General features: G+C 69.1%; 13 protein-coding genes. 6 read left to right on the top strand and 7 right to left on the bottom strand.

Translation table 11 applies throughout. From position 1 onward, the window contains the following. Positions 1-6 precede the first annotated feature (6 nt). The gene (locus tag ACLARN_RS15475; protein ID WP_409492083.1) at positions 7-618 is read left to right on the top strand and encodes a class I SAM-dependent methyltransferase; all 612 of its coding nucleotides are present in this window, start codon (positions 7-9) and stop codon (positions 616-618) included. Positions 619-661: 43 nt separating this feature from the next. Further along, positions 662-1,105 (top strand): hypothetical protein, encoded by a 444-nt coding sequence (locus ACLARN_RS15470; protein ID WP_409492082.1) that lies wholly within the window; start codon positions 662-664, stop codon positions 1,103-1,105. 49 nt (positions 1,106-1,154) lie between these two features. On the opposite strand, the gene ACLARN_RS15465 is transcribed toward ACLARN_RS15470, so the two are convergent. Next, the gene (locus tag ACLARN_RS15465; RefSeq protein WP_409492081.1) at positions 1,155-1,742 is read right to left on the bottom strand and encodes a TetR/AcrR family transcriptional regulator; all 588 of its coding nucleotides are present in this window, start codon (positions 1,740-1,742) and stop codon (positions 1,155-1,157) included. Between the two features lie 70 nt (positions 1,743-1,812). Here ACLARN_RS15465 and ACLARN_RS15460 point away from each other — a divergent pair, with 70 nt between their 5' ends. Then, complete coding sequence (locus tag ACLARN_RS15460; RefSeq protein ID WP_409492080.1) at positions 1,813-2,706, top strand: NADP-dependent oxidoreductase; 894 nt, start codon at positions 1,813-1,815, stop codon at positions 2,704-2,706. A 6-nt stretch (positions 2,707-2,712) separates the two neighbouring features. On the opposite strand, the gene rraA is transcribed toward ACLARN_RS15460, so the two are convergent. From rraA to ACLARN_RS15445, 3 genes are read right to left on the bottom strand one after another with little or no spacing between them, the layout of a single operon-like run. Then, a complete protein-coding gene (gene rraA / locus ACLARN_RS15455; protein WP_409492079.1) occupies positions 2,713-3,198 on the bottom strand; it encodes a ribonuclease E activity regulator RraA in 486 nt (161 codons plus the stop codon). Next, positions 3,195-3,737 (bottom strand): hypothetical protein, encoded by a 543-nt coding sequence (locus ACLARN_RS15450; protein ID WP_409492078.1) that lies wholly within the window; start codon positions 3,735-3,737, stop codon positions 3,195-3,197. Before ACLARN_RS15450 ends, rraA begins: the two co-directional genes overlap by 4 nt. Positions 3,738-3,782: 45 nt before the next feature. After that, positions 3,783-4,382, bottom strand: a complete 600-nt coding sequence (locus ACLARN_RS15445) for a TetR/AcrR family transcriptional regulator (RefSeq protein ID WP_409492077.1) — start codon at positions 4,380-4,382, stop codon at positions 3,783-3,785. 62 nt (positions 4,383-4,444) lie between these two features. Here ACLARN_RS15445 and ACLARN_RS15440 point away from each other — a divergent pair, with 62 nt between their 5' ends. Further along, the gene (locus tag ACLARN_RS15440; RefSeq protein ID WP_409492076.1) at positions 4,445-4,678 is read left to right on the top strand and encodes a hypothetical protein; all 234 of its coding nucleotides are present in this window, start codon (positions 4,445-4,447) and stop codon (positions 4,676-4,678) included. On the opposite strand, the gene ACLARN_RS15435 is transcribed toward ACLARN_RS15440, so the two are convergent. After that, the gene (locus tag ACLARN_RS15435) at positions 4,668-5,558 is read right to left on the bottom strand and encodes an EamA family transporter (protein WP_409492075.1); all 891 of its coding nucleotides are present in this window, start codon (positions 5,556-5,558) and stop codon (positions 4,668-4,670) included. The two genes, ACLARN_RS15440 and ACLARN_RS15435, sit on opposite strands and share 11 nt — an antisense overlap. Positions 5,559-5,637: 79 nt before the next feature. Between ACLARN_RS15435 and ACLARN_RS15430 the strand changes: the two genes are divergently transcribed. Beyond that, positions 5,638-6,510, top strand: a complete 873-nt coding sequence (locus ACLARN_RS15430; RefSeq protein WP_409492074.1) for a LysR family transcriptional regulator — start codon at positions 5,638-5,640, stop codon at positions 6,508-6,510. A 187-nt stretch (positions 6,511-6,697) separates the two neighbouring features. Here the strand turns inward: ACLARN_RS15430 and ACLARN_RS15425 are convergent, their stop codons facing one another. Together ACLARN_RS15425 and ACLARN_RS15420 are read right to left on the bottom strand one after the other, a co-directional pair. Beyond that, positions 6,698-7,558, bottom strand: coding sequence for an NAD(P)-dependent oxidoreductase (locus ACLARN_RS15425; RefSeq protein ID WP_409492073.1), 861 nt, complete (start codon positions 7,556-7,558; stop codon positions 6,698-6,700). 9 nt (positions 7,559-7,567) lie between these two features. Continuing rightward, positions 7,568-8,470: an NAD(P)-dependent oxidoreductase gene (locus tag ACLARN_RS15420; RefSeq protein ID WP_409492072.1), complete on the bottom strand. Its 903-nt coding sequence runs from the start codon at positions 8,468-8,470 to the stop codon at positions 7,568-7,570. A 68-nt stretch (positions 8,471-8,538) separates the two neighbouring features. Between ACLARN_RS15420 and ACLARN_RS15415 the strand changes: the two genes are divergently transcribed. Next, positions 8,539-11,724, top strand: coding sequence for a BTAD domain-containing putative transcriptional regulator (locus tag ACLARN_RS15415; RefSeq protein ID WP_409492071.1), 3,186 nt, complete (start codon positions 8,539-8,541; stop codon positions 11,722-11,724). Positions 11,725-11,861 lie beyond the last annotated feature (137 nt).

The raw sequence follows: 11,861 nt of genomic DNA, 5'->3' as shown, positions 1-11,861 counted from the left end.
AGCGTCATGACCCGGTCCGCGCGATGGAACCGTTACTGGGACGGCAAATCCCGGAACTACGACCGGGAGATGCAGTTCCTCGACCGGAAGCTGTTCGGCGACTCCCGGGCGTGGGCCTGCGGGCAGGCGAGCGGTGAGGTTCTCGAGGTAGCCGTCGGTACCGGCCTGAACCTTCCGCTCTACCCCGGCGGCGTCACGCTCACCGGCATCGACCTCAGCGACGGCATGCTCGACATCGCCCGTGGTCGCGCCGAAAGCCTCGGCCATCCGGTGACCTTGCGCCGGGCCGACGCCCACAACTTGCCCTTCGAGGCGGGTTCTTTCGACACCGTGGTCTGCACCCTCGGGCTCTGCGCCATCCCCGACCACGACAAGGCGTTGCGGGAAATGGCCCGGGTCCTGCGGCCCGGTGGTCGCCTCATCCTGCTCGACCACATCGCGAGTTCGTCACGTGTCGTCCGCGGCGCGCAATGGTTCACCGAAAAGATCACCGTGCCGATGGCTGGCGAGCACTTCCTCCGGCGGCCGTCCGACAAGATCGGCGACCTCGGCCTGACCGTCGAGCGCCGCGAGCGGTTCAAACTCGGGCTGGTGGAACGGCTCGTCGCCCGCAAATGATCCGTGTCATCGGAATTTCATCGCCGTCGCCGATCCTGGTGAGGTGACCTACCCTCAGCAGTCGCCCATCTGGCAGCAGTACCCCGTCGCGCCGCCCAAGAAGTCCCCGAAGACAGGGCTGATCATCGGTCTCGCGGCCGCCGGGCTGCTCGTCACGGGAGGAGCGATCGCGGTGACCGTGGCGATCGCCGGCGGCGGAAGCAACGACGATCGCAGCGCCCCCGCGGTCGACCCCGACCCGTTCTCCGCACAAGCCGGGGATTGCCTCTCGGCCGACGAAAACGCCGGGAGCAACGGGAAGTTCAGCGGCAGCGCCGTCCGGGTCCACTGCTCGGACAGCGCGGCCAACTACACGGTGATCGCCCAGCTCGCTTCGGGTTCCGGCTCCGACTGCAACTCCGTCCCCGGCTACGAGTACGGCAACCCCGTCGTCTACGACTTCGAGACCGGGCAGCCCAGGGAACTCTGCGTAATGCCGAAGAGCTGAACCCTCCCCAGTACTGCCTGCGACTCCGGCAGGCCGTCTTCGCGTGGTCTCACCCCTCAAGAGAACGACAGGTGACTTCCCAGGCCGCGTCGATCATCCGGAAGATCTCGTCCACCGCGGTCTCCGGATCGGCCGCCTCGCGGCCCAGCGAATAGGCGTCGATCACGAACCTCGCGATCGTCCGGCAGGCCGTCGTGCTCTGTGACAGGCCTGGATCGGCGGCGATGGCCGTGGCCAGCGACTCCGCGTGGCGCAGCCGCATCGAATCCTCGTACTCCCGCAGGGCGGGCGTCTCGTCGATCATGCGCCAGATCTCGGCGACCCCGTCCGCCGTGCAATGCCGCACCATCGCGTGGATCTCGCGGCGCAGCGCGGGGATGAGCGGCTCGTGGGGGGCCCGGTCGGTGACCGCCTCCGTGAGGCCCTTCTCGAAGGCCGCGTCCTGCCCGAACACCAAGGCCTCTTTCGAGGCGAAGTGGGAGAAGAGCGTGGTGACGGCGACGTCGGCCTCCGCGGCCACTTCCCGGATGCCCACCGCTTCGTACCCGCGTTCCAGGAAGAGCCGCAGGGCGGTGTCGGCGATCTTCTGCCGGGTCGCGGCCTTCTTGCGCTCACGGCGTCCGGGCGGCTCGGTCATGCCGCAACGCTATCAGATGCAAAACTGAAGCTGTTTCAAAACACTAACCGTTAGTGCTATGGTCGAACTCATGAAGAAAGTGATGTTCGCCGAGTTCGGCGGTCCGGATGTCCTGCGACTCATCGACGCCGAGGAGCCTCACGCGGGCCCCGGTCAGGTACGCATCGCGGTGCGGGCGGCCGGGGTGAACCCGGTCGACTGGAGGGTCCGTGAAGGCCAGGTCCTGGGAGCCCACCCGACGGTGCTGCCCTCGGGGGTCGGTCTGGACGCCTCCGGGACGGTGGACGAAGTCGGCGCCGGCGTCGAAGGTGTCGAGGTCGGTGATCCCGTGTTCGGCGAAGGTTCGAGCACCTATGCCGAGTTCGCCGTGCTGTCGGCCTGGGCCAAGATGCCCGAGGGCCTGACCTTCGAAGAGGCGGCCGGATACCCGTCCGTGGTGGAGACCGCACTGCGCCTCGTCCGCGAAGTCGGTGTGCTGCCCGGGCAGACACTGCTGGTCAGCGGCGCGTCCGGCGGAGTCGGATCGGCGGTACTACAGATCGCCCGCGAACGTGGCATCACGGTGATCGGCACGGCCGGGGCCGCGAACCAGGACTATCTGCGCGGCCTCGGCGCCATCGCCACGACCTACGGCGACGGCTGGACCGAGCGGGTGCGGAAGATCGGCAAGGTCGACGCGGCACTCGACCTGGCGGGCTCAGGTGTGATCCCCGAGCTCGTGGAGCTGACCGGGGATCCGCACAAGGTGATCAGCATCGCCGATCTCGGCGCGCCGGAGTTCGGCGTCCGATTCTCGGGCGTGGCCGGGAGCGTGCCGGACGCGCTCGCCGAGGCAGCGGAGCTCATCTCACAGGGAAAGCTCCACATCCCGGTCGAGAAGTCGTACACGCTCGCCGAAGCCGCGGCGGCGCATATCGACAGCCACGCCGGTCACACCCGCGGACGCCGGGTCATCGTCGTCTGAGCTGGTTCAGGCGGTTGTCGCGGGAAGGACAACGACACCGTCTTCGTCGGAGTAGAGCGTGTCGCCGGGAGTGAAGGTCACTCCCCCGAACCCGACCGGGACGTCGACGGCGCCAGCACCGACTTTGGCGCTCTTGCGCGGGTTGGTGCCGAGCGCCTTCACGCCGAGCGGGAGCTCGGCTAGCTCGGCGCTGTCACGGACGGCGCCGTTGACGACCACTCCGGCCCAGCCGTTGTCGACGGCCGACTTCGCGATCATGTCGCCGGTGAGCGCGCTGTGCAGGGAACCGCCACCGTCGATCACCAGGACGCCGCCGTCGCCCGGGGTGGCCAGCAGCTTCTTGACCAGGCCGTTGTCCTCGTGGCAGGAGACCGTCCGGATCGGGCCGGAGAACTTCCGATGGCCGCCGAACTGACGGAACTGGGTGTCGCAGACGCGCAACCGGTCGCCGTGTTCGTCGACGAGGTCGGCGGTGGTGAAGGAATCGATCACGGCGCCTGAGTGTAGGTGGTCGCGGCCGCCCGGTGCCGGGTCCGCACGATCAGATTCGCCACATTCGCAGCGTCGGCGATCGCCCGCAATTCCAGTACAGGAGGTGCCCACGCTCCTCGAAGTTCTTTTTCCCGGAACTGCACCCGACTCCACCAGCCGCCGAAGGAGATCGTGCCGACGCCCGATTCATCGGCCTTGACCCGCGGCGGCAGGAGGAGGTACGGGAGCCAGACCCAGCGGAACTCCGTTCCGTTGGGCCAGCTCGCGACGAAGATGATCCGGTGGCTGGTGACCAGATAGGACATGGCACGATCCCGTGCCCGCCGATCGCTCGCACGTGGCAGTAAAAAGGCGAAAAGGACGACGTAGGCCCCGACGAGCAGAGACCATCCCGAGAAATGGCCCCTGATGACGATCAGGAGGACGACCAGTCCGGCGATCACGATCATCTGCGTGTACTCGGGAAACCACTTTCGCGGGCGCTGCGATGTCCCGGCCCACAACACTTCTTCGCCCTCTTGCAACGGATACGTCCGCATCGAACCCTCCCCAGGTCGTCATCGGGAGTACGTCCGGCGAGTCCGTCACGTTGCCTCGGGCGGGAACACCGAGTCCAGCACGTGGGTGAGGATGGCGGCGGGGTCTTCCGCCGGGGCGACCGTGTGGCGCAGGGCGAGGCCGATGCCCAACGCCCCCAGCATCACGACGGCCTGGTGGAGCGGCATCGCGGGCTCGAGACTCAACCGCTTCGAATGCTCGACGAGCAGCGCGACGACCTCATCGTCGTGACGCCGCTGGATGGCGGCGACGAGGTCGGCGGTCTCGGGCTGCTGTGCCGTCGCGGCAAGGACTTCCGCGGCCGCCGCGCTCCACTTCGCCGCGTCCTTGTCCGCGACATCCGCGGGGTGCAGCGCGGCGATCACCTCGTCGCGGCCGGTGGCGCGGGTGAGGGCTTCCCGCAGGCTATGGAGATGGGTGTCCGCACTCGCTTCGATGATCGCGAGCCACAGTCCTTCCTTTCCGCCGAAATGCTTGTAGACGGCACCGCGGGTGTAACCGGCGTCGGCCGCGATCTCCTCGACCGTCGCCGCCAGGAAACCGCGCCGCAGGAACACCTGGCGCCCGGCGTCCAGTAGGTGTTCATGGGTACGTCGCTGCTGCTCGGCCCGTGTCAGCCTGGTCATCGCCCGCCAATTCAGTAACAGAACGTTTCTGGAAACACGATGTTACTGTATCGTCGGAGTTCATGGAGTTCCTGGCACCCTTGGCCGCGTTTCTCAGCCTCCCCCTCTTTCTGGCCGGGTTCGCGTGGTACGCCGCGCGCGCCCGCAGCCGCGGCGTCGGCGGTTCACTGCTGGCGCCGATCGAGGAGATCTGGGACCCGATCTCCCACAAGACGAACATCGAGATCCAGATCGAGGGCGAGCGAAGCCCGGAGACCCCCTCCCCAGGCGACCCGCCCCGGTTCTTCATTGTCTGACGGTCTTCGGGGTGATCTGGCCGGCCACGATCGAGGCCAGCGCGAGGGCGAAACCGGCGAGCTGGATCGGGCCCAGACCCTGACCGAGCAGGATGGCGCCGAGTACCGCGGCGACCATCGGCGAGAGCAGGCCGAGGACGGCGACCGAGGTGACCGGCAGGGACGTGATGCCGCGGAACCACAGGACGTACGCGAGCAGACCACCGATCAGGCCGAGCCAGAGATAACCGAGTGCCGCGTTCAGGTCGATGGCGGGCGGCGCGCCCTCGAACAGGAAGGTCACCGGCACCAGGAACAGCCCGCCCGCGGTGAGCTGCCACGAAGCGAACGCCGTCGGCCCGACGTCCGCCGGGCGTCCCCACCGTTTGGTGAGGGTCACGCCCAGCGCCATGGTCGCGGCGCCGCCGAGTCCGGCGAGGACTCCGACGAGGTCGAAGCCCGCCGCGGGGCCGATCACGACCAATCCGACGCCCACGATCCCGACGATTCCCCAGGCGAACCGCCACGCGGACGGGCTCTGCCGCAGCACGGCCACGGCGAGAATCGCGACGAGGAGCGGCTGGGCGGCGCCGAGGGTGGCGGCGACTCCCCCTGGCAACCGTTCGGCGGCGAGGAACAGCAGCGGGAAGAACATCCCGATGTTGAGGACGCCGAGCGCGGCCGCCTTCAGCCACCAGGTGCCGCGCGGGAGGGTGCGGGTGATGGCCAGCGCGATCAGGCCCGCGGGCAGGGCACGCATGAGTCCGGCGAACAGCGGGTGCCCGGCCGGGAGGAGTTCGGTGGTGACCACGTAGGTCGTCCCCCAGACCATGGGGGCGAAGGCGGTCAGCGCGGTGCCGGTGAGTCCGGCGGCAAGCGGGGTGGTCGTCAGCGTTTTCACGCTTCTCAGCTTGAGCGCCGACGATCAATGAGTCCAACACATGTTTGTCACCTGATCCATCTTGATTCAAGATAGATCCATGGAGCTTCAGCAGATGCGCTACGTCGTGGCGGTGGCGGAGACGAACAGCTTCACGCGCGCGGCGGAACGGTGCCTCGTCGTGCAATCGGCGCTGAGTCACCAGATCGCGCGGCTGGAACGGGAACTCGGCGCGAAGCTGTTCGAGCGGACGAGCCGCCGAGTGCGGCTCACCGGGGCGGGCGAGGCGTTCCTGCCGGCGGCCCGCCAATGTCTCGACGCGGCCGAGCGGGCGGGTTCGGAGGTCGCGGCGGCTGTCGGCGAGATCCGGGGGCGGCTCACCGTCGGTGTCATCCCGACCGTCGCGGCGGTCGACGTCCCCGCGGCGTTGCAGACGTTCCACCGGCGGTATCCGCACGTCCGGATCGGGCTGCGGGTCGGCGCGAGCGAGGACCTGGTGGAGCAGGTCAAGGACAGCGCGATCGAAGTCGCGTTCCTCGGGCTCCCGACGTTGGCCCGGCCGGAAGGCGTCGGTACCCGTGAGCTGGGGCGTGACGATCTGGTCGCCGTGGTGGCGCCCGGTCATCCCCTCGCCGATGAGTCCGAAGTGGACTTGAGCAGGCTTTCGTCGGAGGTGTTCGTGGACTTCCCGGCGGGAACCGCGGGACGCGCCCAGACGGACGAGGCGTTCGCCGCCGCGCGGGTGACCAGGGAGGTCGCCTTCGAGGTGACGGCCGCCGACTTCATGGCGCGGCTCATCCACCAAGGGCTGGGGGTGGCGCTGCTGCCGTCGAAGTACGTGCCGAACCTGACCGGCGTGGTCACCGTGCCGGTGACGGACGCGCCCGCGCGGATCGAGCATCTCGTCTGGAACCGGTTCACGGTGACGCCCGCCGCCAAGGCGTTCCTGGAGGTGCTGGACGATCGCAAGTAGTCCTCTACTTGCGATCGGGGGGGCCGATCCGGCGCTGCTCGCTTGAAGTACATGAAGGACCCCTTCCTTGCGCCAGGCGCAAGGAAGGGGTCCTTCATGTACTTGGGGAAGGTGTGAAGGTCGAGTTTCTTCGGCTGAGCCGAGGGAAGGGGTCCTTCACGCGCTTATCGCCATCGCAACCAGAGGACTACTTGCGGTCGTCCTTGATGATCTCGTAGAGACTGGTCCACGAGCTACGCCCGTGTCCCGCGGCGATCGCCCGGTCGTAGTGCGACTTGATCGCCTCCGGCAGGGCGACGTCGATCCCGGCGTCCCGGCTCGCCTGCACGATGTGGTCGGCGGACGCGCCCATCATCGTCACGTTGGCCTCGTCGCCGGGGTGTTCGCCCTTCTCGATCTGCTCCACCGTGGCGTCCAGGTAGAAGTCCATCATCCTGAAGTTCTCCTTGGCGTACGGGAGGAACTTCTCGATCGGTACCCCGGCCGAGCGGATGAGCGCACTCGCGTGCAGGAACACCGAAAGCGCGTTCAGGAAGATGTCCAGCTGCGCCTGGTAGAACAGCTGCGCCAGCCGGACGTCTTCGCCGAGGAAGTCCGGTCGGCCGATCAGCGCCAGGATGTCCCGGTACTTCTCGAATACGTCGGTGGGGCCGCTGTAGAAGACATACGCATCCTCTTGGCCCACCAGCGGGGCCGGCGCCATGACGCCACCCGCGAGGAACTGCCCGCCCCTGGCCTTGACCCAGTCGGCGGCTTCGCGGGTCTTCTCCGGGGTGTCCGAGCTGAGGTTGACGATCACCTTGCCCGCCAAGGCATCCTCCGCCTTGCCAAGGATGTCGTACATCGCCGCGTAGTCGGTGAGGCTCAGTAACACCAGCTCCGATGCCGCCACTGCCTCCGCCGGTGTCCCGGCGCGCACGGCACCCGCGGCGACGAGGTCGTCCGCGCGGGCGGCGGTGCGGTTCCAGACGGTCACTCCGTGGCCGTTCTCCAGGAGTACCCGGACCATGGCCTGTCCCATCGGGCCGAGCCCGATCAGTGTGATCATTGTGTTTCCTTATTTCTTGAGGAGTTCGATGACGCCGATCAGGTCTTCGGCGCCGTGTCCGTCGGCGACTCGTTTGTCCATCAGCGACTGGAGCGGCGTGAGCAACTCGGCGCTGATGCCCTGGTCCGCCGCCGCCTGCGCCAGATTCGGGTAGGCGGCGGCCTGCATCCCGATGTTCGACACGACGTCGGTCAGGTAGTCGCCGTCGTCGATCTGTTCGGCCGCGCGCTCCAGGAAGCCGCTCATCGCGTCGATCCAGCCGCGGAGCAGCGGTGCGAATTCCCGCGCCTTGACCCCCGCCGAGCCGACGAGCGCGTACGCCTGGATGACGCCGATGAAGTACCCGTACATCCCGCTGAGCAGCGCGATGTCGTGCAGTGGCGCCAGTCCGGGGTCGGCGCCGAGATAGTTGACGCCGCCGAAGGTGTCGAGCGCGGTGCGGGCCCGGCCGAAGGCGGTGCCCGAGCCGCTGTAGAAGATGAACGCCCCGGGCGAGCCGATCATCGGCGGGACCGCCATGATCCCGCCGTCCAGGTACTCCGCGCCCAATTCCTCGGCCCAGGCGGCCATTTCGCGTGCCTGGCCGGGGGTGCCGTTGGTCAGGTTGATCAGCTGCCGTCCCGCGAGCCCGGCCGCGACCGGGTCGAGAACCTCGTGTACCGAGTCGTAGTCGAGCAGGCAGGCGATCACGATCTCGTTCGCCGCGAGGGCCTCGGTCACGGTCGAAGCGACCGAAGCTCCCTTCGCCGCCACGCCCTCGGCGCGGCTCGCGGTCCGGTTCCACGCGGTCACGGGATGCCCCGCGGCCAGCAGTGCCTCTACGAGCGCGGTTCCCATCGCGCCCAGCCCCAGTACGGTCACCGGGGTCTTTCCGTGTTCGGTCATGGCTCTACCGTGACGCCGCCCGCGCACGGATCGCTGTGGGTCCGCGCACGGCCTCGCGCACGGGATTGTCGGTGGTTCGCGCTAACGTCGGTTTCGTGCGTTTCGGAGTGCTGGGACCACTCGCCGTGTGGACGACCGCGGGCGAGCCCGTCGTCGTGCCCGAGGCGAAGGTCCGCCTGATGCTCGCCGGGCTGCTGAGCAGGGAGGGCAGGGCGGCATCGGTGTCGTCGCTGACCGACGACCTGTGGGGAGAGCATCCGCCGGGCAATCCGGGCAACACCCTGCAGACCAAGGTCTCCCAGCTACGCCGCACCCTCGACAGAGCCGAACCTGGCGCTCGCGAAATCGTGACGCACCAACCCGCCGGATACGTCCTCACCGTCGAGCACGGCGACCTGGACGTCCACCGGTTCCGCACACTCACCGCCCGCGCCCGCGACACCGTCGATCCGCGTGCTCGCGCAGCCCTGCTGGCGGACGCGCTCGCGTTGTGGCGAGGGCCCGCGTATGCCGGGTTCGAGGACGAGCCGTTCGCCGTGGCCGCGGCGCAGCGGTTGGAAGAGGAACGGCTGCTCGCCGAAGAGGAGCGGGCCGAAGCCAGGCTGGCGCTCGGCGAACACGGCGTCCTCACCGGGGAACTGGCCGGTCTGGTCTCGCGGCATCCGCTCCGGGAGCGGCTCCGCGGCCTGCTGATGCGGGCGTTCTATGCCGCCGGGCGGCACAGTGAGGCGCTCGAAACCTACGCCGAACTGCGGGCCCGGCTGCGGGACGAGTCCGGTCTCGAACCGGGGCCGGACCTCGCGGCCCTGCACCAGGCGATCCTCACCCGCAGCCCCGATCTCGAACCCGTCCGTGCCGCCGGGCCGGTGCGCGGGAACCTGCCTGAGGCGCTGACCGAACTGGTCGGCCGGACGACGGCGGTCAAGGAGGTCGGCGCGCTCGTCACCGACACGCGGCTGGTCACCCTCACCGGCCCGGGCGGGGTGGGCAAGACCCGCCTGGCCATCGAGGCCGCGTCGAAGCTCGCGATGGCCGACGGCACCTGGCTGGTCGAACTGGCGGGCCTGGACAACGTCGAATGCCCGACCTGCCCGGCGGAAGACCTGGTCGCCGTCGTCCTGACGGCCGTGCTGGACCTCCGCGAGGAGGCCGCCTCGGCGAAGTCACCGACCCGGTCGTTGGCCGATGCCTTGCGTGACAAAGAGATCCTGCTCGTCCTGGACAACTGCGAGCAGGTCGTCGAGCCGGTCGCGGCACTGGTGGAGCGGTTGCTTTCGGCGGCGCCACGCCTGCGGGTGCTCGCCACCAGCCAGGAGCCGCTCGGGCTGCCCGGCGAGACCGTCTGGGCGGTCCCGCCGCTCGACCTTCCCGAGCAGGCCGATTTCGCCGCGGTACGGGAATCGAGCGCCGTCCGGCTCTTCGCCGCCCGTGCCGCGGCGGCCGCCCCGGGGTTCGCGCTCGACGCGGAGAACGCGACCGCGGTCGCCAGGATCTGCCGCACGCTCGACGGGATCCCGCTGGCGCTCGAACTCGCCGCCACCCGGGTCCGCACGCTCGGCGTACGCGAACTCCTCGCCCGCCTCGACGACCGGTTCGGCCTGCTGTCTTCGGGCAGGAGGGGCGGGCCGCGCCGTCAGCAGACCCTCCGTGCGATGATCGACTGGAGCTGGAGCCTGCTGAGCGAGGCCGAGCAGATCGTGTTGCGCAGGCTCGCCGTCCATGCCGAGGGCTGCGGTCTCGACGCCGCCGAGGCGGTCTGCGTGGGCGGTGAGATCGCCACCGGCGACGTCCTGGACCTGTTGTCCCGGCTCGTCGACAGGTCGCTGGTGGTCAGCAGGCCTGGCAGGACGGGCGAACCGCGGTTCCGGCTGCTGGAGTCGGTCGCGGCGTATGCGCTGGAGCACGCCGGAAAAGCGGATGAACTCGACGATCTGTACCTACGGCACGCCCGATTCCACGTCGAACTGGCCGAACGCGGCGACGTGGGACTGCGCGGCAAGGAACAACGGCGCTGGCTCGACAGGCTCGACGCCGAAGGTGCCAACACCCGGCGTGCGCTGGAAACCCTGCTGCGGCAAGGCGAACACGGGCTCGCTTTGCGGTTGGTGAACGCGACGACGTGGTTCTGGTTCCTCCGCGGACGGCTCACCGAGGCCCGGCGCTCACTGGACCTGGTGCTCGACACCGGAACCGGCGGAGACGAGCGCGCGAGGTCTCTCGGCTGGCGCACGGGCATCGCCGTACTCGACGGCACCTGCACCGAGGGTGCGGCCGAGGAAACCGTGTGGGGCATCGTCGATCCCGTCGCGCGGGCCCGGACGCTGTGGTTCCTCGGCCACGCGTGGTCCACGGTCGGCGATCTGTGCCGGGCGGAGAAACTCACGCTCGGCGCGCTGGAAACCGCCCGTGACGTCGGCGACGACTGGAGTGCCGCGGCCGCGCTGAGTGACCGGGCGGGCCACCTGATCTCCGGGGGCGACCTCACCGGTGGTGGCCGGATCGCCGCACAGAGCGCCGGGATCTTCGACGGGCTCGGCGAACGCTGGGGCTGGCTGCAAGCGTCGTTCGTCATCGGCATGCTGGCTTCGATCGCCGGGGACTACGACCACGCCGCCCGGGTCCACCGGGAAAGCCTTCGCCGCGCGGAGGAGCTGGAGCTGTGGCCGGAGGTCTCCTACAAACTGTCCTGGCTCGGCCGGACAGCGCTGCTCACCGGCGATTTCGAAGGGGCGAAGGAGTTCCACGAGCGGGCCAGGGCCTTGGCCGTCGAGCACAGTTTCAAACCCGGCGAGGTCTACGCCGAGACCGGGCTCGCGCTCGGCGCGCGACGCCAAGGGCTGTTCGACGAGGCCGAACGGCGACTGTTGTCCATTCTGGACTGGCACCGCCGCGTCGAGTCCGAAGCGGGCAGCACCCTGATCCTCGCCGAGCTCGGATTCATCGCCGAGCTGCGCGGAGACGCGGCGAAGGCGAAGCGGCTCCAGCTGGACGGCCTCGCGATCGCTCGCCACGGCGAGGATCCTCGCGCGATCGCACTCGGTCTCGAGGGTCTGGCCGGGGCGGAGTCGGCCGCCGGCTCGCATCGCCTGGCCGCGCGGTTGCTGGGCGCCGCGGCAGCCTCCAGGGAATCGGCGGGCGCTCCCCTGCCGAAGGCCGAACGCGGCGACGTCGACCGGATCACCGGCGTCATCGTCTCGGCGCTCGGAGAAACCGCTTTCGGCGAAGAGGTCGCGACCGGCGCGGCGACACCGATCGATCAACTGGTGACAGACAGTCAGTAGCCGGGTACCCGTGTCACCACAATGGACCAGGCCTTACTTCACGTCGGCAACAAACAGTGATTTCTTTCTGTCGCGCGGCCGCCTTGACCGGTAGCGTGCGTATCCATGCGGGTGAGGTGGGGGGCTCCCGGCGGGCC

It is taken from the genome of Amycolatopsis sp. cmx-11-12 (assembly GCF_046269425.1).
In the GTDB taxonomy this organism is placed as follows: Bacteria; Actinomycetota; Actinomycetes; order Mycobacteriales; family Pseudonocardiaceae; genus Amycolatopsis.
This window is presented reverse-complemented; position numbering and strand designations above follow the sequence as displayed.

Coding starts and splice junctions, on each gene's coding strand:
- ACLARN_RS15475 (WP_409492083.1), top strand. CDS start 7: ATGACCCGGTCCGCGCGATGGAACCGTTACTGGGACGGCAAATCCCGG.
- ACLARN_RS15465 (WP_409492081.1), bottom strand. CDS start 1,742: ATGACCGAGCCGCCCGGACGCCGTGAGCGCAAGAAGGCCGCGACCCGG.
- ACLARN_RS15460 (WP_409492080.1), top strand. CDS start 1,813: ATGAAGAAAGTGATGTTCGCCGAGTTCGGCGGTCCGGATGTCCTGCGA.
- ACLARN_RS15450 (WP_409492078.1), bottom strand. CDS start 3,737: ATGCGGACGTATCCGTTGCAAGAGGGCGAAGAAGTGTTGTGGGCCGGG.
- ACLARN_RS15445 (WP_409492077.1), bottom strand. CDS start 4,382: ATGACCAGGCTGACACGGGCCGAGCAGCAGCGACGTACCCATGAACAC.
- ACLARN_RS15440 (WP_409492076.1), top strand. CDS start 4,445: ATGGAGTTCCTGGCACCCTTGGCCGCGTTTCTCAGCCTCCCCCTCTTT.
- ACLARN_RS15430 (WP_409492074.1), top strand. CDS start 5,638: ATGGAGCTTCAGCAGATGCGCTACGTCGTGGCGGTGGCGGAGACGAAC.
- ACLARN_RS15425 (WP_409492073.1), bottom strand. CDS start 7,558: ATGATCACACTGATCGGGCTCGGCCCGATGGGACAGGCCATGGTCCGG.